The organism is Microcoleus sp. K5-D4 (genome assembly GCF_036704575.1).
Classification (GTDB): Bacteria; Cyanobacteriota; Cyanobacteriia; order Cyanobacteriales; family Microcoleaceae; genus Microcoleus.
This window is the reverse complement of sequence record NZ_JAUBSD010000089.1, coordinates 6,929-32,817: the sequence shown is the minus strand read 5'-3', so window position 1 is coordinate 32,817 and position 25,889 is coordinate 6,929. Positions and strand designations below refer to the sequence as shown.

18 protein-coding genes are annotated in these 25,889 nt (G+C 47.3%); 7 read left to right on the top strand and 11 right to left on the bottom strand.

From position 1 onward, the window contains the following. Positions 1-804 precede the first annotated feature (804 nt). Entirely contained in the window at positions 805-1,827 is a 1,023-nt protein-coding gene (locus QUA77_RS23200) for an ATP-binding cassette domain-containing protein (RefSeq protein WP_333040505.1), read from the bottom strand. Positions 1,828-2,431: 604 nt separating this feature from the next. Further along, positions 2,432-2,620: a hypothetical protein gene (locus QUA77_RS23195; RefSeq protein ID WP_015175516.1), complete on the bottom strand. Its 189-nt coding sequence runs from the start codon at positions 2,618-2,620 to the stop codon at positions 2,432-2,434. 174 nt (positions 2,621-2,794) lie between these two features. Here QUA77_RS23195 and QUA77_RS23190 point away from each other — a divergent pair, with 174 nt between their 5' ends. Further along, the gene (locus tag QUA77_RS23190) at positions 2,795-2,950 is read left to right on the top strand and encodes a hypothetical protein (protein WP_333452763.1); all 156 of its coding nucleotides are present in this window, start codon (positions 2,795-2,797) and stop codon (positions 2,948-2,950) included. Here the strand turns inward: QUA77_RS23190 and QUA77_RS23185 are convergent. Beyond that, the gene (locus QUA77_RS23185; RefSeq protein WP_333040503.1) at positions 2,943-3,866 is read right to left on the bottom strand and encodes a histone deacetylase; all 924 of its coding nucleotides are present in this window, start codon (positions 3,864-3,866) and stop codon (positions 2,943-2,945) included. The genes QUA77_RS23190 and QUA77_RS23185 overlap by 8 nt on opposite strands. A gap of 396 nt (positions 3,867-4,262) precedes the next feature. On the opposite strand from QUA77_RS23185, the gene gyrA reads away from it, so the two are divergent. Together gyrA and QUA77_RS23175 are read left to right on the top strand one after the other, a co-directional pair. Next, complete coding sequence (gyrA, locus tag QUA77_RS23180; RefSeq protein WP_333452761.1) at positions 4,263-6,974, top strand: DNA gyrase subunit A; 2,712 nt, start codon at positions 4,263-4,265, stop codon at positions 6,972-6,974. 234 nt (positions 6,975-7,208) lie between these two features. Further along, complete coding sequence (locus QUA77_RS23175; protein WP_333452759.1) at positions 7,209-8,504, top strand: ribonuclease D; 1,296 nt, start codon at positions 7,209-7,211, stop codon at positions 8,502-8,504. Here the strand turns inward: QUA77_RS23175 and QUA77_RS23170 are convergent. The 6 genes from QUA77_RS23170 to QUA77_RS23145 all read right to left on the bottom strand — a co-directional run bounded on the left by QUA77_RS23170 (position 8,461) and on the right by QUA77_RS23145 (position 13,193). Beyond that, positions 8,461-8,799, bottom strand: coding sequence for a hypothetical protein (locus QUA77_RS23170; RefSeq protein ID WP_333452757.1), 339 nt, complete (start codon positions 8,797-8,799; stop codon positions 8,461-8,463). The genes QUA77_RS23175 and QUA77_RS23170 overlap by 44 nt on opposite strands. A 154-nt stretch (positions 8,800-8,953) precedes the next feature. Further along, positions 8,954-10,015 (bottom strand): NAD(P)-dependent alcohol dehydrogenase, encoded by a 1,062-nt coding sequence (locus QUA77_RS23165; protein ID WP_333452755.1) that lies wholly within the window; start codon positions 10,013-10,015, stop codon positions 8,954-8,956. Positions 10,016-10,176: 161 nt separating this feature from the next. Beyond that, the gene (locus QUA77_RS23160; protein ID WP_333452753.1) at positions 10,177-10,953 is read right to left on the bottom strand and encodes an SDR family oxidoreductase; all 777 of its coding nucleotides are present in this window, start codon (positions 10,951-10,953) and stop codon (positions 10,177-10,179) included. Positions 10,954-10,986: 33 nt separating this feature from the next. Continuing rightward, entirely contained in the window at positions 10,987-12,078 is a 1,092-nt protein-coding gene (locus tag QUA77_RS23155; RefSeq protein ID WP_333452751.1) for an alpha/beta hydrolase, read from the bottom strand. 84 nt (positions 12,079-12,162) lie between these two features. After that, positions 12,163-12,690, bottom strand: coding sequence for a cyclophilin-like fold protein (locus QUA77_RS23150; protein WP_333452749.1), 528 nt, complete (start codon positions 12,688-12,690; stop codon positions 12,163-12,165). Then, positions 12,690-13,193, bottom strand: coding sequence for a (R)-mandelonitrile lyase (locus QUA77_RS23145; RefSeq protein WP_333452747.1), 504 nt, complete (start codon positions 13,191-13,193; stop codon positions 12,690-12,692). The genes QUA77_RS23150 and QUA77_RS23145 overlap by 1 nt, the downstream gene beginning before the upstream one ends. A gap of 234 nt (positions 13,194-13,427) precedes the next feature. On the opposite strand from QUA77_RS23145, the gene QUA77_RS23140 reads away from it, so the two are divergent. After that, on the top strand, positions 13,428-14,435 hold the full coding sequence (locus QUA77_RS23140) for an AraC family transcriptional regulator (RefSeq protein WP_333452745.1): 1,008 nt from the start codon (positions 13,428-13,430) through the stop codon (positions 14,433-14,435). Between the two features lie 60 nt (positions 14,436-14,495). On the opposite strand, the gene QUA77_RS23135 is transcribed toward QUA77_RS23140, so the two are convergent. After that, positions 14,496-14,636: a hypothetical protein gene (locus tag QUA77_RS23135; RefSeq protein WP_333452743.1), complete on the bottom strand. Its 141-nt coding sequence runs from the start codon at positions 14,634-14,636 to the stop codon at positions 14,496-14,498. 16 nt (positions 14,637-14,652) lie between these two features. After that, the gene (locus QUA77_RS23130; RefSeq protein WP_333452741.1) at positions 14,653-17,184 is read right to left on the bottom strand and encodes a vWA domain-containing protein; all 2,532 of its coding nucleotides are present in this window, start codon (positions 17,182-17,184) and stop codon (positions 14,653-14,655) included. A 212-nt stretch (positions 17,185-17,396) separates the two neighbouring features. Between QUA77_RS23130 and QUA77_RS23125 the strand changes: the two genes are divergently transcribed. From QUA77_RS23125 to QUA77_RS23115, 3 genes are all read left to right on the top strand, one after another. Further along, positions 17,397-18,383 carry an AEC family transporter gene (locus tag QUA77_RS23125; protein WP_333452739.1) on the top strand — a complete coding sequence of 329 codons (987 nt, stop codon included), beginning with the start codon at positions 17,397-17,399 and terminating at the stop codon, positions 18,381-18,383. A 169-nt stretch (positions 18,384-18,552) separates the two neighbouring features. Then, positions 18,553-23,970, top strand: a complete 5,418-nt coding sequence (locus QUA77_RS23120) for an AAA family ATPase (protein ID WP_333452737.1) — start codon at positions 18,553-18,555, stop codon at positions 23,968-23,970. 542 nt (positions 23,971-24,512) lie between these two features. Further along, on the top strand, positions 24,513-25,889 hold a 1,377-nt coding region (locus QUA77_RS23115; protein WP_333452735.1), incomplete at its 3' end, for a calcium-binding protein.

The window sequence follows — 25,889 nt, the reverse complement described above, 5'->3', positions numbered from 1 at the left end:
GTTCGTAATTCATATTATTCAGCTAATTTTTTCTTTTATTTTACTAGAGCGCTCGCACTTTCGCAAGAGGTCTATTGTAGTAAAATAGGTAAACGCTACATATTAAGTTAGTTTCGGAACTCTTAACAATATTTGACAATAAATTGATGTCATCAAGTGCGATCGCTACTTTGGGCAAAATCATGGAATCTTTGCCGGAAACTGTGAAAAATATAATTTTTCAACACCTGCAATAATTCATTGGCAAATTTAATATTACTTTCTGTTTATTTGAATCCCGACATTAAGTTATAAATTCCGGTTGAGATTGAAAGTCAACTGAAGCCCGGGGATAGATATACAGTTACTGTTACAGCAGATAGCAGTGTTTTTCAGAAGCTAAAAGCCGCTTTTGATTGGGAGGAGTTGCAGCGACGTAGAGACTCATTAGCACCCGCTCCCAATCCGATGACAATCGATGAAATTTGTGAACTTGTCCGGGAAGTTCGTTGTAAAATAATTCTGAAAAAGAGTCACAGCTATGAAACTCGATAATAATTGAAAAATAAACTGTTATGCCATTTTGGCAGTATGTTATATACAAAAATCCTGGATGCAACATCACCACAGACGGGGGCGACCACGGGGTATTGCTGCTACAAAACGGTATATATAGAGGCTTTTCGTAAGTTCTATAATTGTCATCCTGAACGAGAGTGTTGCGATCTTCGTGAAGGGTTGCTCTGATAATGAAAATTTACCGTATTACAAGGACACGGCAGTGCCGTGTCCCTACAGATGCCGCTTTCCACCAGTTGGTATAATTTACGATCGCATCGCCTGTTTTTGCTCCGCCTTCAAATCGCGGTTGCTAGCAGCAGCCAACTCCGCATCCAACAGCGTCTTACCCGTCGCAGCCAAATACACATCATCCAAACTCGGCCGAGATTGAGCAATCCCAAAAGTAGGCAATCCCGCATTTTTTAAAGCTTGCTGAATAGTTACCAGCGCATCGCTTTGCGGTGTTACTACTAAATTGAGAGAATTTCCTTGAGCCGCGTTGACAATTACTTCCTGCACAAAAGGCAGAGATTCCATCAGAGTTTTAGCTTTTTCGGCTTCTTCCAGCGGCGAAAACTCCCGAATCCGCAGAGTCACCCGATCGCCCCCAACCCGATTTTTCAACTCCTCCGGCGTCCCCTCAGCAATCACCGTACCCTTGTCAATAATCGCCACACGATCTGCCAAAGCGTCAACTTCTTCGAGATAGTGACTTGTAATCAAAACCGTCGTACCTTCTTCCCGCAAGCGACGCAGGAAATCCCACACTACCACCCGGCTTTCAATATCCAGCCCGACAGTCGGTTCGTCTAACACCAAAACATCCGGCTGGTGAAGCAACCCAGCAGCCAAATCCAAGCGTTTGCGGATACCGCCGGAATAAGTACCCGTCTTTTTATTTTCCCACTCCTCCAAACCGAGGAGTTTCACCATTTCGTCAATCCGCCCTTTAATCGTATTGCGCGGCAAATGGTAAAGCGCTGCTTGCAGTTGCAGGAGTTCCCGCCCCGTCAGCACCTTATCAAGAGCCACTTCTTGGGCTACATAGCCTAGTCTTTGTCTGGCAATTCTCGGCTGACTGACAGCAGAAATACCAGACACTTCAATGCGTCCGCTATCGGGCGCACTCAAAGTACAAAGTACCCGCAGGGTTGTGGTTTTGCCTGCACCGTTGGGGCCTAGCAAACCAAATATTTCCCCCGGTTCTACCTTGAAGGAAACATCTTTAACGGCTTCTACAGTGCCGTAGCGTTTCTGAAGATTTTCAATTAAAACGGCGGGAGCCATATATTTTGGGGATGAACTGGTTGTTAATATTTTGACACTTCCGGGCTCAAATTGCCGGAATGGTCGATCGACCAATGCGACTGGCTGTGCTGGTAAAGATCGCACACTCCTCCTCAACCGGAAACTGCCTATAGTTTTGATTCTTAATATCAGTTTAAAAAATATTAACTTTATAGCGGTTTTCAACCCTGATATTCATCAGTTTTCCCACTATCCAATCTCCCATCTCAAATCCAAAAAATTATGAGTTTTGAGTTAATTATAACTTTTCAGTTAACAACTCAAAACTCACAAGTTTTCAACAAGTAGAGATGCACCCGAAACCTGTTATTTTATAATTATCTCTACCTATAGGCTGATGTGTAGCGAGATTTTGATAATTAACACACTGGTCAAACACATCACACTTTTGAGCCAACTATTAAACACAAAAAACTTCCCGACTTGGCAAGTTCTACTTGTAACGAGTTCCCAAAAAATGTAACTTTAGGCCCGTGCTCTCAACCCCGATATTTATCAGTCATCACCAATTCTTTAATCGAAAATCGCAAATCGAAAATCGAAAAAGGTATTAACTCCTTTACGGAGAGTGGCTGCCAGGTCTTTAATCGACAATTTTTACCCAACCGCGGCGAACGTTGTACAGCAGTCGGTTGATGATGGCATACTCATCTTCATTCAGTGTTCTTTCTAAGAGTGCAGATCTGAGCTGTCTCCGGTCGTGGCGAGTCACGACGCTGGAGAACATGACCTGACCAAATAACTCTTCGAGTGTCATTTGGGATACTGACATGATAAACCTCCTAGTTGATTGAGACAGATAAAATTTTAACAGGCTTGTTGTATTTGTATTATGCACTCTAGGAGTGACTTCAAAGGCGATCGAACACATTGACACGGTGTGATTTTTTGGTTAAAAATCTGTGACCAAGACTTTGATGCCAAGTGACTTGGATCTCTTAAATTTGTGATGCTTGTCACTGAAGTCAGAAGTCAGAGGGAAAAAGGCTATCAAGCGCGATCGCCAAATCTCAGCTTCGCCGATCGCCCTCAAAAACTCTCCATCCCGTCCTCACCGCTTCTCAACATCATTTTCCCCTATGCCAATTTTCCAGCTAATTGAGGCATCGGTCAATAGTCGCGACAACCGACTCGGCCAACTCTTTCAGCGCGTAACCCCCCTCCAAACCAAAAGCTATGCGGCGGGTGAGTTGCAGACAGTATCCGGTGAAAGTACCGAAATCTGATGGCATCAGAGTCATGCTCGCCAGCGGATCGGACGCAGTAGCGTCATAACCAGCGCTGACAATCAACAAATCCGGTTCAAATTTGGACAAAAAAGGCACGACAAGAGATTCAAAGGCGCTCAGGTATTCAGCTATGCCACCGCCGGGATACAGGGGAATGTTCAGCACGTTGTCGTAAGCACCGCGCTCCTCGGCATCACCCGTTCCCGGATAGCACGGAGATTGGTGCAGGGAACAGTAGGCAATTTGCCGGCAGTTTTCCACCAAAGATTGAGTGCCGTTGCCGTGGTGCACGTCCCAGTCGAGGACAGCGACGCGGTTGATTCCCGGCTGTTCCAGGGCGTAGTGAGCAGCGATCGCAGCATTGGAAAACAAGCAAAAACCCATCGCGCGGGCGTTTTCGGCGTGGTGTCCCGGTGGCCTGGCCAGCACAAAAGCCGGTTCCCCCGCAGCCACCACTCGATCGACCCCATCGAGCCAAGCACTCGCCGCTAGCAGCGCTACATCGTAACTTTCAGCAGAAATCGGCGTATCACCGTCGAGGTAGCCGCCTCCCCGATGAGCCAAATGTTCGACTTCTTTGATGTATCTTTGCGAGTGAACTTTTTTGATAGCCGAGAACAGTTGTTGTTCGCGCTGCGGCACTGGGGTGGGCAGTTGCCACTCAATTTGAGCTGCCCAAGGAGCAGCTTTCAGAGCGTTGACGATCGCCGTTAAACGTTCTGGTCGCTCTGGGTGAAGCATTCCAGTCTTGTGCAGCAAGAAATCTTGGGAGTAGATGACGGGTAGCATCAGCAGATTTTAGAGTTAATATTTGAGATTTTAGATTTTCTGTTTGTTTCAATTCGGCCTTCGGCTGTGTGAAATTAAAATTGCTATCGAGTAACCATTTTAATTTCTTAGAGGAGCGTCAAAAAAACTCACGAAAGCATGAAACCCTTCAGCCTAAAAAAACCTTTTTAGCTTTTGCCAACTGCTGACAAAATTACCAACTGACAAATTATCAATTGTGCTTGTTTCGTCCCTTAATTTTTCTGGCAACTTTCCCATAAAGTCCAAGGCAAATTGTGATATAATTTCAGGAGTAATTGGCAATATTTGGCAGCTCTACTGAATCCAAACCGATTTTATCGCATTTTTGAGATTTATAGCGGTCAAATTTAAATTTTTAACGGAGTTTTTCAACCTATGAGCACCTCTGAGTCGCGGATAATCCCGACGGATCTGGGTAATGAGATGTCCCGATCGTACTTGGAATACGCCATGAGCGTAATAGTCGGTCGGGCGCTACCAGATGCCAGGGACGGTCTCAAGCCCGTTCACCGACGCATTCTCTACGCCATGAACGAATTGGGCTTGACTCCCGATCGACCTTTCCGCAAATGCGCCCGCGTCGTGGGGGAGGTGCTGGGCAAGTATCACCCGCACGGAGATACAGCGGTTTATGACGCCCTGGTGCGGATGGCTCAGGATTTTTCCATGCGGGAACGCCTGATCAACGGCCACGGCAACTTCGGCTCCGTTGACAACGACCCGCCCGCTGCGATGCGGTACACCGAATGTCGCCTCACAGCTTTGACGAGCGACTCCATGCTGCGCGACATCGACTCCGAAACAGTTGATTTCGGCGACAACTTCGACGGTTCCCAGCAAGAACCCCTCGTACTCCCGGCACGCATCCCCCAAATTTTGCTCAACGGTTCCTCCGGGATTGCTGTAGGGATGGCCACCAACATTCCGCCACACAATTTAGGCGAAATAATTGACGGTTTAGTAGCACTAATCCACAATCCAGCAATTACTGACCTGGAATTGATGCAGTACATCCCCGGCCCGGACTTTCCCACCGGAGGGCAAATTCTGGGCAGAAGCGGCATTCGCGATGCTTACACCACCGGTCGCGGTTCGATTACAATGCGCGGAGTCGCCGGCATTGAAACCATCGAACATCCCGGTCGCCCCGACAAAGAAGCAATTATTATCACCGAATTGCCTTACCAAACAAACAAGGCAGCGCTAATTGAGAAAATTGCCGAACTTGTCAACGACAAAAGATTAGATGGAATTTCCGACATTCGCGACGAAAGTGATAGAGACGGAATGCGGATCGTGATCGAACTTAAGCGCGATGCCTATCCCCGCGTCGTCCTCAACAACCTCTATAAACAAACACCCCTCCAAGCCAACTTTGGAGCTAATATGTTAGCGCTAGTAAATGGGGAACCCCAACTACTTACGCTCTCCCAATTCCTCAATGTCTTCCTAGATTTCCGCATTGAGACAATTACTCGCCGGACTCAATATGAGCTCCGCAAAGCAGAAGAACGCGACCACCTTCTGCAAGGCTTATTAATTGCCCTAGACAACTTAGATGCAATTATTCACCTAATTCGCGCCGCTGCCGACTCCGCCGCAGCCAAACAAGAATTGATGGATAATTACGGTCTTTCAGAACAGCAATCAGACGCAATTCTGCAAATGCAGTTACGGCGTTTGACAGCATTAGAAGCACAAAAAATTCAGCAAGAACACGAAGAACTGCGAGCTAAAATCGCCGATTTGGAAGATATCTTAGCGCGCCGGGAACGCATCTTAGAAATCGCCGAATTTGAAGCAGTCGAAATCCAAACCAAAATCGCCACTCCTAGACGCAGCGTCATCGAACACGCCGAAGGAGAAATCGATGAAAGAGATTTAATTGCCAACGAACAAGCAATTATTCTGATCACCGAGCAAGGCTACATCAAGCGGATGCCTGTCAGCACTTTCGAGGCCCAAAGTCGCGCTACTCGCGGCAAAGCAGGCGCGAAAATGAAAGAAGACGATGGAGTAGAACATTTCCTTTCCTGCTGCGATCACGATAGCGTTTTGTTCTTCAGCGACAGAGGTGTAGTTTACTCTGTCAAAGCTTATCAAATCCCCGTCTGTTCCCGGACAGCCCGCGGCACTCCAGTGGTGCAACTGCTGCCGATTCCTATAGAAGAAAAAATCACTTCTATGGTGTCAGTCACAGAATTCACCAGCGAAGAATACTTGGTAATGTTGACTCGCGGCGGCTACATCAAGAAAACCGCACTTTCGGCTTTTGGCAACATCCGCACTAATGGATTAATCGCCATTTCTCTAGAAGAAGGCGACCAACTGCGCTGGGTGCGGAGAGCAAAAGTTGGCGACAGCATCATCATCGGCACGCGCCAAGGCATGGCAATTCATTTCCGCACCAATCACGAACAGTTGCGCCCTGTTGGCCGCGCGACGCGGGGTGTAAAATCGATGAAATTGCGATCGGGCGATGAGTTGATCAGCATGGACATATTGCCCAGTTCAATTGTTGCCGAGATTGCTGAATTGGAAACTGAAGATTCGGAATTCGAGGGAGCTAATATTGCTCAGTTAGAAACTGAAGATTCGGAATTTGAAGTAGCAGAAATTACTGACCTAGAAACTGAAGATGCGGAATTGGAAGATGAAGAATTAGAACTGCAATCCGAGGAAATTGAAGGCGAAGAAGCCGAAGGAATTACCAAAAGTAGCAGCGACGTTCCTTCAGTGTTGGTAATCACCACCAACGGCTATGGCAAGCGGGTTCCAGTTTCTCAATTCCGCCTACAAAGACGGGCTGGCAAGGGATTGACTGCTACTAAATTCAAGTCTAAAAAGGCTACAGATTACGTAGCTGCGCTGCGAATTGTCAACGAAGATGACGAGTTGATGATCATTACCAACCGAGGTATTATTATCCGTCAGGCTGTCAGTGCAATTTCCACGCAATCGCGAACTGCAACGGGCGTGCGGGTGCAGCGGTTGGATGAGGATGATTCGATCGTAGCTGTGGCTTTAGTGCCGCCTGCTGGTGAAGAATCGGCCGAAGAATCGGAATCTGAGGAAGTGGCAGAATAGTCATAGGTTAATAGTTTGTAAGGTACGCGCTGCGTACCTTACTGCTGAAGGGTAAAAATGCGATCGTCTATTCCCGGTTTCTGCCTCCAAGACTGGTCAACATTTAATACTAATTATGAAAAAATACCTCTAGGGACACCGCATTGCCGTGTCCTTAATGCGCTCGTTGACAATCGCTCCCATAATTGCTATAGCATAATAGAATCATAAAGTTAATAGCAAAAGTCTGTAAAAATGCCTTATTTAACAGCAGAAAACCACATCAAAGCACTCATCGCTAAATTTGCCCAAGCTAAAATCCTGTGGGTGGATACAGAAATAGCAGACTATAAATCAAACCCCAGATTATCTCTGATTCAGGTGTTAGCTGACTCCACAGATGCGACGGGAGATGCCACTTTTCTACTAGATGTCTTGGATCAACCAGAATTGGCAAAAGATTTCATCAACCAAATCATGGTCAATCCAGATATTGAAAAAGTTTTGCACAACGCCAGCTATGACATCAGATTTCTGGGCAACGACGACGCTCAAAATGTCACTTGCACATTAAAAATGGCGAGAAAGATTCCCACTTACATTCTGCCATTACCTAATCGACAACTCAAAACTTTAATAGAAACACTTTGTGGCATTGCTTATGTAGATAAAACCGAACAAAGCGGGGATTGGGGCAAGCGTCCCCTGACCGAAAAGCAGCTAGAATATGCCAACATGGACGCGGTTTATTTAGCTGGAGTGCATCGCCGCCTGGTAGAAATCCTTGCCCAATGTTACCCCGAACCCGCCACGGAAAACTTGACAGCATTGGGCGAAAAATATCAGGAAATAGAATCTCGGTGGAAGCCGCTAGATTCAGAAATCGCTGAAGTGAAAGAACGCATTAAAGCGGGGATGCTGGCCCAAAAGCTCAAAGACAGTTCTTATTTTGAGCTTTCCAGTTCGATAGCTATGAAAGTAGATTTTCTCACCCTGGCAAGACTGACGCAAACTGAGGGAATTGAGTTAAATTTTCCGGTGACACTGACGAAAGAAATTCAAAAACAGTTAGGCGAACTCATCGCCGATCCATCTTTGGAAGTGGAGGATATTGCTAGTTGGCGCTTGAATTCTAATGTACAGCAGCGGCGAAAATCTACTAAGAAAGTTGCGCCAGAACCGGATAGTGAGGATTTAACTGCATTGGGGGAAAGGTACAAAGAAATTTTGCCTGAATGGAAGTTGCTGGATTCAGAAGTTGAGCATCTGAAAGAGCGCATTAAAAAAGCAATGTTGGTGCAAAATCAGGAAAATACTCCCCATTTTAAGTTATCCAGTTCCTCGATTTTGAAGGTGGATTTTGCTAAATTAGCAAAAATTGCGTTATCTATGGGAGTTGAGTTAGATTTTATGGTGACGCTGACTCAATACATCCAAAAGCGGTTAGGGGAAGCGATTAACAAAATTGATGTGCAAATTGAGTATATTACGAGTTGGCGGATGACGGCTAAGACGGTGGAAGAGGAAGATGATGATGAAATCCCTTTTTAACTACTAAAATATCAGTTTTTCTCTCATTTTTCTGTTTTTTTAGGGGTCTGGGAGCGAGAGAAATAGGTCTAGAAACAATGCCGAATAAGGGGGTTGCAGCCTGTATACCCTGTTGATAAAAGCGATGTTTATTACAAGTTAAATTCATTAACAATTGTACAGATTCACAATATTTATCCCAATAATTGACCCAATGCTCTCCATCTTCCGCCAACGCCAAAGGTACTCCGTCTGCGGTATTTTTTGCTTTGTTCTTTAGGCGGAACTTCCCCGCTTTGGGGCACGGCTGTTTCATTCTCAGAAAAACCAGGATTTTGTAGGGGCAATGCTAAGAGTGCCCGCCCAGGCCCAGACACGATAAATTGGGCATTTCAGCGCTCGCGGCTCTTCACGAGGGTTTGCCCCTACAAGAGTAATGAAACAGCCCTGCCTTCTAGGGGCGGCCTCAGTTATTCAGATTTAAGAGAAGCCATATCAATTACAAAGCGATATTTCACATCGGACTTGAGCAGTCTTTCGTAGGCTTCGTTGACTTTCTGGATCGGGATGACTTCGACATCGGCAGTGATGTTATGCTCACCGCAAAAGTCGAGCATCTCTTGGGTTTCGGCGATGCCGCCGATCATAGAGCCAGAAAGACTGCGGCGACCCATAATCAGACTAAATGCCGCGACATCTAGAGGCTTTTCAGGTGCGCCGACAAGGGTGATGTTGCCGTCGAGGCGAAGTAGGTTGAGATAAGCATTAATGTCGTGCTTGGCGGCGACGGTATCGAGGATAAAATCGAAGCTACCAGCGTGCTTTTGCATCTCGTCAGCATTACGGGAAACAACAACTTCATCGGCACCCAGGCGGAGTGCGTCTTCTTTCTTGTCGGGGGACGTGGTAAAGACAACGACGTGTGCTCCCATTGCATGAGCAAGCTTCACGCCCATGTGCCCCAATCCGCCCAGACCGACCACACCTACTTTCTTACCCTCTGTGACTCCCCAGTGACGGAGTGGCGAATACGTGGTAATGCCTGCACACAGGAGTGGCGCAACTCCAGCCAAATCGAGGTTTGGGGGAACGCGCAGCACGAAGCGTTCATCAACAACAATGCTATCGGAATAGCCACCATAGGTGACTGGAGCAGTCTTGTGCTTGTCTGGGGAGTTGTAGGTGAAGATCACATTTTGGCAAAACTGCTCAAAGCCAGCTTTGCAATTGGGACAGTGACCATCCGAATCGACCATACAGCCGACTCCCGCTAGATCGCCGGACTTGAACTTCGTCACTGCTGAACCAACTTGAGTGACCCGTCCGACGATCTCATGACCGGGAACGATCGGGTAGGTCGTGGACATGAAATCGCTCCACTCGTCACGCACTGAATGTACGTCAGAGTGACAGATGCCGCAGAAGAGGATTTCGATCTGTACGTCGTGTTCGGTTGGATCGCGCCGTGCGATCGTGTCGGAGGCTAGCGGTGATGTTGCACTGGCTGCGGAATAAGCTTTCGTGTTGTACATGAATCAATGCTCCTAGCTGTTTACGTTTGGTATATGGTACTGTTCGTCGCTAATGTCGCCTACCGCCTGCGGGGCGATATGAGTCATCGCCGTTAACGGCAGTGGCGATGGCGATCGTGCTTTTTTGTCGTGCGGTTAAGGTTTGATTAGGTTAGCGACGATTACTGCACCGTTTGTCCACCGTCGATGACCATAGCGTGTCCAACCATGAAGGCAGCCGCGTCCGAACACAGCCAAACAACTGCCGCAGCGATCTCCTCAGGCTTGCCCATCCGTCCGATCGGCTCCTCCGCAATTACCTGCGCTCGCCCTTCGTCCGTGCCACCAGTGAAGCGACCCATCATTGGGGTGTCGATGTAGCCGGGACAGACGGCATTGACGCGGATATTCTGGGCGGCGTAGTCGAGGGCTGCCGCCTTGGTGAGACCAATTACGCCATGTTTCGCGGCAGTGTATGCGGGGCTGCCCTTGATGCCAATGATTCCTGCCCCCGATGAGGTATTGACGATCGCGCCACTACCCTGTTTAAGGATCAGCGGGATCTCGTGCTTCATACACAGGAAAACGCCGCGCAGGTTGATGTCGATGATCCGGTTCCACTCTTCTTCCTCGTACTCTGCGGTCGGAGCCGGATTCCTCGGCTCGATGCCCGCGTTGTTGAAGGCGAAGTCCAGCCGCCCGAAAGCCTCAACGGTCTTGTCCAGAGCCGCTTTCACGTCCTCGGCTTGCGTCACGTCGCACTTAACGGCGATCGCCTGTCGGCCCTGGTCTTCGATCAGGCGTACCGTTTCTTGATTGCCCTGTTCTGAAATGTCAGCAGCTACGACCTTAGCGCCTTCACGGGCAAACGCCAGTGCCGCCTCGCGACCAATGCCGCTTGCTGCTCCGGTGACAAAAGCCACCTTATCTGTGAAGTTTCCATTCAAATTGGATACCATATTTTCTCCTGTATTAAAACGACAGTTTCTCGCTTACCGACTGAGGTGCTGATTGAAAAATGACTGAAGCTTGTCCCACGGGATAAGGTTCACCCGATCGTACAAATCGACATGGCCAGCCTTCGCAACGATGTAGAGTTCCTTTGGTTCGGCTGCGCGTTTGTAAGCATCTTCACTGAACTCCCTAGAGTGTGCATCTACGCCCGTGATGAACAGCATGGGACGGGGCGAAATCGTCTCAATGTCATTGAACGGGTAGAAGTTCAGGAATTTGACGTTGCTGGTCAGTGTCGGATGGGTTGTAAGTTTCGGCGACGAACCTTTGGGGGTGTATTCGCCCCTGGGAGTGCGGTAGAAGTCATAAAACTCACGCTCAATAGGGGTGGAGTTCTCATTCAGTTCATGCACGGTTCCGCTTGTGTATTTGGTCTCGCCGCCCGTGAACTCCATATAGCGTTGCTCAGCCGCCTCTGCGATCGCTTGCTTCCTCTGTTCGAGGGTCGCAGAATGCCTCAGCCCGTTACGGCTAGCCGCACCCATGTCATACATACTGACCGTCGCAATGGCCTTCAGGCGCGGGTCGATCTTGGCGGCGCTGATGACGAAGCTGCCACTGCCGCAAATCCCGAGAACGCCAATCCGATTCCTATCAACGAATGACTGGGTGCCCAAAAAATCGACCGCAGCACTGAAATCTTCGGCATAAATATCCGGCGAAACAACGTTGCGGGGCTGCCCCTCACTCTCACCCCAGAAGGACAAATCGAGGGACAACGTGACGAATCCCTGCTCAGCCAGCTTTTGGGCATACAGATTTGAGCTCTGTTCTTTCACTGCGCCCATTGGGTGCCCGACTATGATTGCGGGATTCTTCGCGTTCCGATCCAAGTTTTTGGGAATGAAGAGATTCCCGACAACTTGCATATTGTATTGGTTTTTGAACGTAACTCTTTGCATGGTCACTTTGTCACTCTGATAGAAGTTGTTCGCCCCCTCGACTACAGCGGACTGCTGCGCGAGTGCTTGGGGGCTATTACGCGAGACCTGTGTTTTGTCGAGTGCAAATGCCGCCGCTGTGCAGATTGCACTCATCAAGAGGGTTGGTATTAAAATGCGGTATTTCATTCAGTTCTCGATAAGTGTGGGTTTATCTAGCAGGTTCGCTTCGGTTCGATAGTCGTCGCAAGCCGTTTCATTTCCGTACCCTCTTTATTGCGATCGCAGCTCGATCGTCACTTCTACAGAACCAGGCACATTCAATGTCTCGATGTCACCGTCAATTTTTCCGAGAATAACCAGTCCGTTTGAGTATCCAAAATCGTTGTAATACATGGCCAAATTCCCCCAGGGAGCGTAATAAGCAATATCTCCAACCGCAGGATCACTGTCTGGAGGGGCATCTTGTGTAGATAATCGTCTTGGCAAATTACTAATTTTTTCGGTGTTCGCGTGGTCTTCCAGCGTCAGCGTTAATGGCAGCAGGGAAATAAAATCCTGAGTGGTTTTGCTGTCAATCAACGTAGCTGTAATGACTTTGTTTCCGACCTTGATGTTTATCTTCATCCTGTTTGGCTGCTCGGTTGATAGTTCAGTTGGCATTTCTGACGGGGCGCTGCTAGGCATCCTGTTATCGGCACGGCAGGCTGAGGAACTCAGGGACATTGCTAAAGCGAGAACCAAAATCAGCATTCGCTTCTGACCGTTTTTTCCTTTAGTGGGAAACCCTCTCAAAAGCATCAGGATCTCCCTTCATACTGCTCGTCGCTGACCTGTTCCATCCAGTCCACAGGGCTACCGTTGAGCGCCTCGTGAATGGCAGTATGAGTCATGGCTGTAGTGGCTGTAGCTCCGTGCCAGTGTTTCACACCGGGTGGAATCCAGACGACATCACCAGGTCTAATTTCCTGAGTTTGACCGCCCCACTGCTGAACCCAGCCAATTCCAGCCGTCACAATGAGGGTTTGCCCCAAAGGATGAGTGTGCCATGCGGTGCGGGCACCAGGCTCAAAGGTGACACTTGCGCCAGATGCGCGTGACGGCTCGTGCACCGGAAAAAGAGGGTTGATGCGTACAGAACCCGTGAAATATTCGGCAGATCCTTCAGTGGAAAGCTGCGAACCGTTCCGCGTGATTTCTACGGTCTGTGGGCGATCGCTAGATGAGACTTGTGTACGACCTGCCTGTGCAAACCCCAAAGCCAATAAGGAAAATGTCATGACAGGTATCGTGAGCCGTTTCATTTTCGTTCCTCCATGTTTGTGCTTAGTCATGCAAAGCTTGACCACAGCGACCAATGCCTGCCGTGGATTTGATGATGCTTCTCGTGCGATCGTGAGAAAGCTTGACCAAACAAATTTGAGTTTTCTCTTGAAGAGAAATCCAGACGCTTACAATTCGCCGGAATCGTTTTTCATTGCTTTAGCCTCATTCTAAGAATCCTCAAGGGCAAGCAATAGAACGATCGTCTAAGATTGTTGTACAATCCTGCAAACTTAGAAATTAACGCTGCCAAAACGAGTGAAAAGTCCGCTATGGAGTTAATGAACGACCAGCAGGCAAAGCGCGAGGCAGATAGAGCGCAAGCCCACAGAGACGAACTGACCGAGCGGATTGCACGGGCGATTCGTCATGATGGGACGATCGAGCCGCTCAAAGGATTGCACTTCTACCGCACCTCCTTTCCTTCGGAATGCGTTCATAGTGTCTCGATTCCTTCCTTTTGTGTCATTGCTCAGGGCAGCAAAGAAGTGCTGCTAGGCAGCGATCGCTACCAGTACGATCCGATGCACTATCTATTGGGGACGGTCGAACTACCGATTGCCAGCCGAATTCTAGAAGCAACCCAGGAAAAACCGTACCTGGGGCTTCGTCTGGATCTCGACCCCACCCTGGTTGGCTCAGTCATGGTTGAGGCAGGCTATCCCTCAGCTCAAAGCGAGGCTAGTGTCAAAGCGATCGATGTCAGTCCACTGGATACCAATCTGCTAGACGCTACGGTGCGATTCGTCAGGTTGCTCGATTCCCCGGTGGAAGCTCATGTGCTTGCACCCCTGGTTAAGCGAGAAATCATTTACCGACTGCTGATGGGAGCGCAAGGCGATCGGCTGCGTCAAATTGCTGTTCTGGGTGGCTCTACCCACCAAATTGCTAGAGCAGTCGATCGACTTCGTAAAGACTTTAACCAGCCGCTTCGGATTGAAAGCATCGCACGAGAGCTGGGAATGAGTGTATCGAGCTTCCACCATCACTTCAAGTCTGTCACTGCCATGAGTCCCTTGCAGTTCCAGAAGCAACTGCGGCTCCAGGAAGCTCGCCGTCTGATGCTGGGGCAAAACCTTGACGCTACCAGTGCTGCCTACCGTGTGGGTTATGACGATTCCTCGCACTTCAACCGAGAGTACAAGCGACTCTTTGGTATACCACCGATGCGCGATATGGAGCGGCTGCGAGAAGCTGCTAGGCAGATTGCGAGTTCAAAATGATCTCCTCAAGATGCCCTAATCAGGCCAGAAATCGCTAAAACGCAGTTATACTTCCCGCTATCATATAAATAGAAAATCATCTTGCGATCGCTCTGTTAATAATTTCCACAAACTGATGCTGTAAAGCAGTCTACTCTCAGCAAACTCTCCGGCGTGGACTCGATCGCGCTTTAAATAAAAATATGTAACCAAGGTGGGCAAAAGCCCACCCTAATTCCTACTTCCCTACCGTGAAATACTCATTCTTAGCATACACGCTAATAATGCAGTCGCCGACTTCAAAAAACATCCCCTCTTGCTCATCTTTAGAAAATTGCAAGTTGCCGTATTTAGAATTAATTTCCTCAGCAGTCGCCGCTTTTGCCTCCATTTCATCCGGTATAAGTCCGGTAGAACCGATATAGAAAACCAGCGGTGAAACTTTTTCCCTGTAAACTTTTTCAGCATAAGCTTCCAGTCGCTCATTCGCATTAGCTAAAGCAGCGACAAACTCTTCTCGCTTGACATCTTCTCCCTGCCATTTCGCTTGCAAAAGGCGCAGCAAACTATCTGCACCAACTTTTGATAAAATAGCGGTGACAGTGCCGTTATCCTCCAACCCCAGAAACTCATCGAAAATCAGTTTCATCAAGTCGTCAACTTTGGTGATTTTTGTTCGGGATGACAGCGTTTTGTGTGCGAAGACAACAGGCTCATCTAACGTGATGTCAAATGTCGGTTTTGCTAGCTTTTCGCCCGTGTTTTTGTGGTAAACTTCATAAAGGCGATCGAGAAATTTGTTGGCAGAGTGCAATTTGCCGAAGTTGAGGATGTTCTTGCTGCCGATGTCGATTTTGTAGCTGACTCGCGAATCTACTGAACCGTTGGCGATCGCACTTTTTAATTCCGTGTATTCTGTCGTCGTCGGAAAGTTGATGTAAAGGTTTTTTGACAGATAATGCTGTTTCAATTCTTCCAATTGTTCCGCAGTGTAAGCCTCAGATTCCTCCTTCAAATGAGCCGAGAGAATGCTGGAGAGAATTTTGATTTCTGCGAGTTCCTCAAACACTCCGTCAAGGCTGCCGTAACGCCCGTCAAAAGGCACCAGGGGCAAAGTCTCTAACTTAATATCGTACTCTGAACGGAAGTCAAATTCTTGCACGGGCGAACCGTCTTTTTCAATGACACCGCATTTGTTGAGCAAATCAAACACTGGTTTGCTGCTGATTTTGGTTCGCAGCGACTTAATATTAACTTCGCCGTCGCTGACAATGGTATAATTGTTGAAAGTATTGAGGTCGGTAACTAGAATTCCCGCCACTTCTGCGATTAAAGTTTCATCCTCAACTTTTACCAGCTTAGCTTTTCTGGTAATCAGCATATTGATGGTAGCGGTATTTTGATTGATGGCAAATGAACCCATTTGCACGTATTCCCCACCATCTAAGAATTCAGTTTTCAGCCAAGGCTTGACAAGGTTGCCGTTTTCGTCTCGCTTTCCCTCAATTCGCTTCAAACCTTTTCGCTGATAATTTTCTTGCAAGTGTTTCAAGTTAATGATGATGCTGTTGCTGTTTTCCTCCAATATCTTGATTAACTCCAGTAGGGAAATTTTCTCGCTGACTTTTACCCGATCGCCAATTTCATGATTTTTCAACACTTCAGGCGCAAAAACAGCCTGTTCCAAATCTTCCGTAAACTCGGCTATTTGGGCATTTGTCAAAGCTTTCGCGTGTTTTTCCGTCAAAGTAGCGTCGAAGGTGCTCGCCAGCGCATACTTAGCCGTATTTAAATTGCCGTCAGCCAGGTTAGCTTTCGCAAAAGCAAACACCGACTCATCAGTTTGAGCAGCGGGAACATCTAGTTTGTCATACTCATCTTTGGCGACTTTCTGATATTTGTAAAACAGTCCCCGATCCTCTGCTTTCAGGCCGCAGATTTTCAGCGTGCTCGATGAACCGTTGATTTTCTGGCCGCTTTTGGAAACAAAAACTTGATAATCGTATTCCTTAATTAACGGTTCTTCCAGCGGAGGTGCCACCGAACTGCCTAACAGTTTTGTGCTGTCGTAAAGAGCATCATAAACCATTTTGACTTCGCCAGCGCGGATGCAATTTCCCGATAATGTGTTGGCGATTTTGGAGAGCAGTTTGAAGTCAGCAGAGGCATAGGATATCGTGTTGGCAAACACATCCATGTCTTTGAGTTCTTCGCAAATTTCCCCTAATTTTGCAGCTTCCGAATTGGCACTGGGGTCATTTGCATAGCCGTCTGTGTGCAAATTGATCGCTGTCATTTCTCCGGCTTTAACCAGAGATTTAGCGAGTTGCATCGACTGCGATATGCAGGTACAGCCAGCGGTGTGGATTTTTTGAATTTCTTTGATGTATTGAGAGTCAAACTTCAGCACTTCTTGAATGGGAATTCGCTGGAAGTGACAAATTACGTCCCCCTTGCTAGCATAGGAAATCAGGCTGACAATTAGCTGGTAATTGTTGTATTCGTCTAAGGTCAAAAGCTTGATTAGGGTTTCTTTCAGCGGTTCTAAGTCATAATACATTGAGCCGGAACGGTCGATGATGATGATGCTGTGAGCGACGGATTTTTCAGGGATATCGCCTGGTGTTCTTTCTAAATTAATGCGATCGACTAGATAGAATGCCTTTGCATTTCCGGCAAAATTGTAGAGGGTAAATTTGGTGCGAGTATTGGAGGCTGCTTGGCTGCTGGAACTTTTGACTTGAGACGATTGTTTTGCTTGCCGTGCCATAGTTGTCACCTATGTTGATTTATTCCTCAACTTTATCATGACACGCGCTTCTGTGGATGTCAAGGGCTGTCGAGAAAATTATCTGCGAGGTTGAATAACCATTAATATTTAGCGCTGCGCTGCAAGGGAAAACTGCGGCGGTAGGGTAAATGTGGGCTTTTTTGGCAAAAGTAGTGGATGTGCGTAAATATTTAGTAAATATTTAGTCAATCATGCTTTATTTAGAAAATCCGCTGCTCAAACTTTATCTAAATCTGATCGGATGGGTAGCGTTCGGATTTATTCTCGGCCGCCTGCTACCGAGAAGCTATTCTACATATTTAGCCAAGTTTCTTTTCTTCTTGGGCACGCCCTTGAGCATTGTTGCTTTTATCCGCCGCGCCAATTTGTCGGGTGCTATTTTGATTGCGCCGCTGATAGCTTGGGCGGCAATTCTAGCAGGTGGAGGACTCGCTTGGATTTTGATAAATTTCGGTGTCGGCGAGGAACGTTTCAAGACTCTTAATCCGATCGCCCAAAATAGCCCGCAACACAACACCGCTTGGAGTTTGCCCACTCAAGGCAGCTTCTTATTGGCAACGATGGTTGGTAATACGGGTTTTTTAGGCATTCCCGTCAGCTTGTCCTTATTAGGCGCGGAACACTTTGCCTGGGCGTTGTTTTACGACTTGCTAGGCACTACCGTGGGAATGAATATACTGGGAGTTGCTATTGCTTCTCACTGCGGTAAAAGCGATCGCAGTCAGAGTTGGTTAAGCCCGCTGCGGGCAATTTTTCAGAATCCGGCACTGTGGGCTTTTGGTGTAGGATTTGTCTCGCGCAGCTTGCCGCTGTCGGCACCTATCGAAGAATTGTTAACAACAGGCGCTTGGATTGTAATTACTTTAGCTTTAATTACGATCGGGATGCAGTTGAGCAAGTTAAATTCCTTGCACAACATCAAACAAGTTGTGGCTTGTCTGGCGATTAAAATGCTGTTAATTCCCTTGGTAATTGGCACGGGATTAACGTTTTTTGGAATCGCGGGCGCGCCGCGACTTGTGCTGGTGCTGCAAATGGGGATGCCTCCTGCTTTTGGTACTACATTGTTGGCCGAAGCTTTCAATCTCGATCGCGAATTAGCCGTAACTGCGATCGGCATCGGCTGCGTTAGTTTATTATTCACTATTCCAATATGGATGAGGCTATTTAATTTTTAATAAAAATAGGAATTGCTCAGTTTTTAAACTACCTTACTTCAGTGATCCCCATCACAAACATGGAGCGATATATGTCATCTTGATTTAAAATAACAATCACGGGACTTAAAAACTGTATGGGCTTCTGCTAATGTGGAAATAGCCCGCTGAGGACGGGAAGAATAAAAGTATGACAAGTATAAATTTTAGATTGACAGGTTATCAAATTCTCGATCGCATTTACTCGGGAACTCGCACCCGGGTTTATCGAGCTTTCCGGACTGGCGACAAACAGCCCGTCGCCATCAAAGTCTTGCGGAACCAGTATCCCAGCTTCAGCGAACTGGTGCAATTTCGCAATCAGTACACGATCGCCAAAAACCTCCACTTGCCCGGAATCATCGAAACCTACAGCTTGGAAACCTACCAAAACAGCTATGCGTTGGTAATGGAAGACTTTGGGGGAATTTCTCTGAAGGAATGGAGGCAACAACGAGAAACGGGGCCGACTCTGATCGAGTTTTTGCAAGTGGCGATCGACCTGAGCAATATATTAGATATACTCTACCGCCACCGGATAATTCACAAAGACATTAAACCCGCCAATATTTTAATTCATCCCCCAACAAAACAAGTTAAACTTATTGATTTTAGCATAGCATCTTTGCTACCAAGGGAAACTCAAACCTTGATCAATCCTAACCTGCTGGAAGGAACACTCGGCTATTTGTCTCCCGAACAAACAGGAAGGATGAATCGCGGCATAGACTACCGGAGTGACTTTTACTCTTTGGGCGTGACTTTTTACGAATTGCTGGCGGGACGATTGCCGTTTCAATCCAACGATGTGATGGAATTAGTACACTGTCATATTGCGAAGCAACCACCATCACTGCATCAAATCAATCCTGAAATCCCGCCCCTACTCTCGGAGATTGTCAGCAAATTAATGGGGAAAAATGCCGAAGACCGCTATCAGAGTGCGTTTGGGCTGAAATTCGATTTAGAATGTTGTTTGGAGCAACTTGAAGAAAACGGTAGGATAAAGAGTTTTGCGATCGCGCAGAGGGATGTTGGCGATCGATTCATTATACCAGAAAAACTCTATGGTCGCGAAACTGAAGTAAAAACCCTACTCGAAGCCTTTGATCGCGTCAGTAGTGGCACAACTGAAATGATGCTAGTAGCTGGTTTTTCGGGGATTGGAAAAACTGCAATTGTGAATGAAGTTCACAAACCAATTGTCCGCCAGCGCGGCTATTTTATCAAAGGTAAATTTGACCAATTTAACCACAACATTCCTTTCTCAGCTTTTGTGCAAGCATTTCGAGACTTAATGGGACAATTGTTGAGCGAAAGTGACGAAAGGTTGGAAAATTGGCAAACTCAAATATTCCAAGCACTGGGGGATAACGGTCAAGTCATTATTGAAGTAATTCCCGAACTCGAAAGAATTATTGGCAAACAACCACCCGCACTGGAATTATCAGGAACTGCGGCACAAAATCGGTTTAATTTGCTTTTTCAAAACTTTATTAAGGTGTTCACAAAACCAGAACATCCCTTGGTGATGTTTTTGGATGATTTACAGTGGGCAGATTCCGCCTCGCTGCGGTTAATGCAACTGCTGGTTACCGAGTCGGAAACCGGCTATTTATTAGTAATTGGTGCCTACCGAGATAATGAAGTATTGGCAGCACATCCGTTGATGCTGACATTGGATGCAGTGGTCAAAGGTGGGGCAACGGTGAATACTATTACCCTGGAACCGTTGAGTTCAAAAAGTCTAAATCATTTGGTTGCTGATACGCTCAATTGCGATCCATCTTGGGCAATACCGTTGGCGGAGTTGGTGGCACAAAAAACCCAGGGAAATCCCTTTTTTGCAACCCAGTTTCTCAAAGCACTGCATCAGGATGGGCTGATTGAGTTTGACCGGCTTGCTGGTTACTGGCAGTGCGATATTGTTCGAGTTCGGGAAGCAGCGCTGACGGATGATGTGGTGGAGTTTATGGCGTTGCAGTTGCAAAAATTGTCGCCCGCGACTCAGAATGTGTTGAAGTTGGCTGCTTGTGTTGGGAATCACTTTGATTTGGGGACTTTGGCCGTTGTTTCCGAGCAATTGGAAACGGAAACGGCGGCGGATTTGTGGAAGGCTTTGCAAGAGGGGTTAATCCTGCCTGAAAGTGAAATTTATAAGTTTTATATGGGGCGAGAAAGACGGGAGGAAACCGAAAATTCGGAGGTGGTGAATTACAAGTTTTTGCACGATCGCGTTCAGCAAGCTGCCTATTCTTTAATTCCCGAACAAGAGCGCTCGCGTTCTCACTATCAGATTGGACAATTGCTGATCCAGCAAATTTCACCCGCAGCTATAGAAGAGCAAATTTTTTCAGTCGTCAATCAGTTAAATTATGGTATTGCGCTGATTGAAGACCAAACAGAACGCTCCGATCTGGCACAACTCAACCTCACGGCTTGCCGCAAAGCCAGAGCCGCTACTGCTTATCAAGCTGCTCGCGAGTATGCTGCGATCGGGCTAAATTTGCTTGGAGAGAGCGCTTGGCAACGACAGTACGAGATGACCTTAAAATTGCACGACATAGCCGCCGAAGTCGCTTCACTCTGTGGCGAATTTGACCAGATGGATCGGTGGATTGACACTGTGATTCATCATACCAGAACTCCCCTTGAGCGAGTGAGCGTTTACATCGTCAAAATTCAGGCATTATCGTCCCAGAACAAGTTTTTAGAAGGAATTGCTATCGGTTTGTTGAGTCTCAAAGAATTAGGAGTAGAATTGCCCGATAGCCCTACATCAGAAGATATTCAGCAAGCAGTGCAGGAAATTAATAGCTCGATCGGCGATCGACCTATTGAAGAGTTATTCGATCTGCCAGCGATGGTGGATGCCCAAAAACTGGCCACGATGCAAGTGGCGGCAAGTATTGCGACAGCTTGTTATCTGGCTGGTTCGCCTTTGTTTGCGCTGGTGACTGCCTTACAGGTAAATTTATCTATCCAATATGGCAACAGTCGTACTTCAGCTTATAGCTATAGCTGCTATGGAATGTTTCTCAACAATTTTCTACAAGAGGTGACGGTAGCCGATCAATTTTGCCGATTAGCTTATCGTCTTGGCAGTAGCCCGGAGGCCAAAAATATTCGCTCTGCAACTTTTGCTGCGATCGGATTCTGTTTGTACCATCGCAAATCGCATTTGCGGGAAACCCTCCCCATTTTTCAGGCAGGCTATCAAGTCGCATTAGAAACAGGAAATTTAGAGTTTGTCGGGTTGAATGGGCATGGATTTTGTCTGCATTCCTACTGGTGCGGTCAACCTTTGGCAGAACTCGATCCCCAAATTCGGGCATACCGTCAGCAATTACTCGACCTCAACCAACTAACGACGGCAAATTATTGTTCGATTTATTGGGAAACAACGCTGTTTTTATTAGGTAATCCAAACAATTTTGAGATTTCCTTTGAAGAGGAAGGCTATGAGGAGAAGCTGCTTTCTCAGTCGCTTGCCTCTAACGATTTGTACCGACTCTGCAGCTTCTATCTGTACAGGGCGACCTTGAGATTCCTGCTGGAAGACATTGCTCGGGCCTCCGTAGATGTCGATCGAGCAAGACAGTATATAGCGGGAAGCGCAGGAATTACTTCCGAAGCGGGTTTATATTTCTATGACTCACTCATAGCCCTTGCCACTCCTGAGTCTGAGACTCAGTTAGAAACGCAGCGGCAACGAGTTCAGGAAAATCAAATGAAGTTGCAGCATTGGGCAGAACACGCCCCCATGAATTATTTGCATAAGTGGCAGTTGGTAGAAGCAGAGAAATACCGAGTTGCCAGACAGAGGGCAGAAGCTATTGAAATGTACGATCGCGCCATTTCTGGAGCGCAAGAAAACGAATACATCCAAGAAGAAGCTCTCGCTAACGAACTAGCAGCTAAATTCTACCTCGACTGGGGCAAAGAAAAAGTGGCACAAGCTTATATGCAAGAAGCCTACTACTGTTATGCTCGCTGGGGTGCGAAAGTCAAAATCGATGACTTAGAAAAACGCTATCCCCAACTTCTTGCTCCCATATTGCAGGCAATAGAAAATCGTTTTGTAATCCGCGAAACCCGCCTCCACCCAATCAATAAGTCGTCAATTTTACCTCAAAGATTTCAAACAATTATATCGAGCAGCAACAGTATTTACGAAACCCTCGATTTCGCGGCTATTCTCAAAGCCTCCCAAACTCTCTCAAGTGAAATTAAATTAGAAAAATTGCTGGCTGGACTAATGTCTGTGGTGATGGAAAATGCCGGGGCAAAAAAAGCAGTTCTGCTGTTGCTTAAGGATGGGAACCTCGCGATCGAAGCTGTAGCCTCCTTCAATCAAGATGTCATCTCAATATCTGTACCACTGTCAGCCCGCGACGAGTTTCCCTCTGCTGTGGTCAACTATGTTAAGCGGACTTGGAAAACTGTGGTTTTCGATAATGCAGCAGTACAAAACGATTTTATTGCCGATCAGTATTTGATGGAGAAAAAGCCCAAAAGTGTGCTGTGTGCGCCAATTTTAAATCAGGGTAAATTAATCGGGTTGCTATATCTAGAAAATAACTTGACAATTGGTGCATTTACAGAAGATCGCACTGAAATCATCCAACTTTTGTGCGCCCAAGCGGCTATCTCTATAGAAAATGCTCGATTGTACCAGCAATCTCAAGCTTATGCAGAAGAATTAGAGCGATCGCTCCTAGATTTGCAGCAAGCACAGTTACAGATCGTGCAAAGCGAAAAAATGTCCGCCTTGGGCAATCTAGTCACAGGAATAGCCCACGAAATCAATAATCCTGTCGGCTTTATTAGCGGCAATATTGAGGAAGCAACCACCACGCTAAAAGATGTGATTTCCCACTTAAAATTATATCAAGAAAAACTGCCAAATCCAGGCGAGGAAATCGAAGAAGATGCGGAGGATATTGATTTAGAGTATGCCTTAGAAGATTTGCCAAAGATGCTTTTGTCGATGAAAGTGGGGTGCGATCGCATTCGCGGCATTAGCACCAGCCTCCGCACCTTCTCCAGAGCCGATAAAGACTACAAAGTTCCCTTTAATATCCATGAGGGCATTGACAGCACCATCTTGATTTTGAAACACCGGCTCAAAGCCAACGAACACCATCCCGCGATCGAAGTCGTCACAGACTACGGCAATCTCCCGCCAATCGAATGCTTTCCCGGTCAACTGAACCAAGTCTTTATGAACCTGCTTGCTAACGCGATCGATGCCCTAGAAGAATCAAACCAAGGACGCAGTTTCCAGGCTCTTAAAACAAATCCATACTGTATCACAGTTCGTACCAGTCAGTCGGATGATCGGCACATCAAAATTCAGATTGCCGATAACGGTGCGGGCATGACAGAAGCCGTGAAAAAACGGATTTTTGACCATTTGTTCACAACGAAGGCAGTAGGAAAAGGCACCGGGTTAGGATTGGCGATCGCCCGCCAGATTGTAGTCGAAACCCACGGCGGAACCATTAATGTGAATTCAACTTTGGGGGGAGGGAGTGAATTTGAGATAGTGTTACCTATTCGCAAATAAAAGTTGACTGTTGACTGTTGACGGTTGACTGTAGAAGGAGGGGTCAAAAAAATGAAAATTGCGCGAATTATTTGTTGGCATCGGGATTCGACTTTACGCCCGACTTTTGAAGCAAGGATTTGATATCATTCCGGCCTGACTGCCGGAATTGATATGACAGAGGACTATCATGATTTGGAACACGGGCTTACAGTTCCATTCTTGTTTCAAAGTGGTATCAGAAGTAAAAAAATGAGGAGGAGGAAGAATGAAAAAGGTTATTCATTTTTCATTCTTGCTGATTTCGTTTGTCGAGTTTGAGTTCTTTGAGTGCGATCGACTAATTTCTATTTGAAAAAATCCCGAATAACTCAATTAGATTGCCGATCGGGCATTATACCAGCCCCGATCGCAACTGCGGACACGGGCAAAACTTTCAGCGCCCCTGCGCCAGATTGCCAAAATCTCAATTATGCTAACCTAGGCAAGCAGCAATCCCTTGTCACGAAGGCGATTAACATAATTTCAAACAATTTATTTTATTGAGGACCGGTGTATCCCGTATGGCAAACCTGATCGGCACAGACAGCAACGACTTTATTCTAGGAACTCCGCTGGGCGATCGAATTCGCGCCTTAGATGGCGATGACACGCCCCTGGGTGCGGGAGGAGATGACACCCTAGAGGGTGACGGCGGCAACGACCAGCTTCTTGGAGCTGACGGAGCAGATTCGTTGCTTGGCGCTGAAGGAAATGACGAACTCATTGGCAACCAAGGTCGCGATTTTGCTTCCGGCGGGAACGGCGACGACTCGATTCGCGGCGGTTTGGGCAACGACCTCCTCGAAGGCAACGACGGGATAGACAGCGTGGTGGGAGATGCAGGGGACGACTTAGTTAGTGGCAACGCAGACTTTGATGTGATTGCCGGCGGTACTGGCAACGACACCCTCACAGGGAATGACGGCGACGATTCCGTGTTCGGCAATGCTGATGATGACTTTCTCTACGGGAATGCGGGGAACGATTCTCTCAACGGCGGTAGCGGCAGGGATCAACTGTTGGGCGGTGAGGGCAACGATTACTTAAGTGCCAGCGACGGTGACGACACTTTGTACGGCAATGCCGCCAACGATTCGCTCTTCGGAGATGCTGGTAATGACCAGATATTCGGTGGCAAGGCTGACGATACAGTTTTTGGCGGCACCGGTTCCGATACCCTTCGCGGCGATGAAGCCGACGACTCGGTACTGGGAGATGAAGGTAATGACTTCTTGTTTGGCGGCAAAGGTAATGATGGTATCGACGGCGGTTTAGGCGATGACTCCTTGGCAGGAGGTATCGGCGACGATACCATTTTGGGCAGTTTCGGCAATGACAATTTATTTGGAGCAGAGGGTAATGATTCTTTGATCGGAGGTGAGGGTTCAGATACTCTGACTGGTGGCAGCGGCAGCGATGTTTTTGGATTGGGAGCCGGGCCTGGTAGTCTGGCTTTAATTACTGATTACAATGACACAGAGGATTTCTTTGGACTGCCGAGCAATTTATCTTTCGCTCAACTGCAAGTTCGGCAAGGTAACGGTGCCAATGTCAGGGATACAGTAATTACGACGCTCGACGGCAAGCTTTTAGCAATTTTGATCGACACTCCGGCGGCGCTGATCGAGGCGAATGATTTTATCGCTGTGACTGGGACGGTTACTACCAGGCCAACCACCATTACCACTACAACTACAACTACAGTTACAAGCACAAATACAGATCCAACTCAACCTGCAACTGCAACTACAGAGTCAAGTTCAACTACAGATTCAATTCCAACTCCGCCTCCTACTCCAACTCCGCCTCCTACTCCAACTCCGCCTCCTACTCCAACTCCGCCTCCTACTCCAACTTCGCCTCCTACTCCAACTTCGCCTCCTACTCCAACTTCGCCT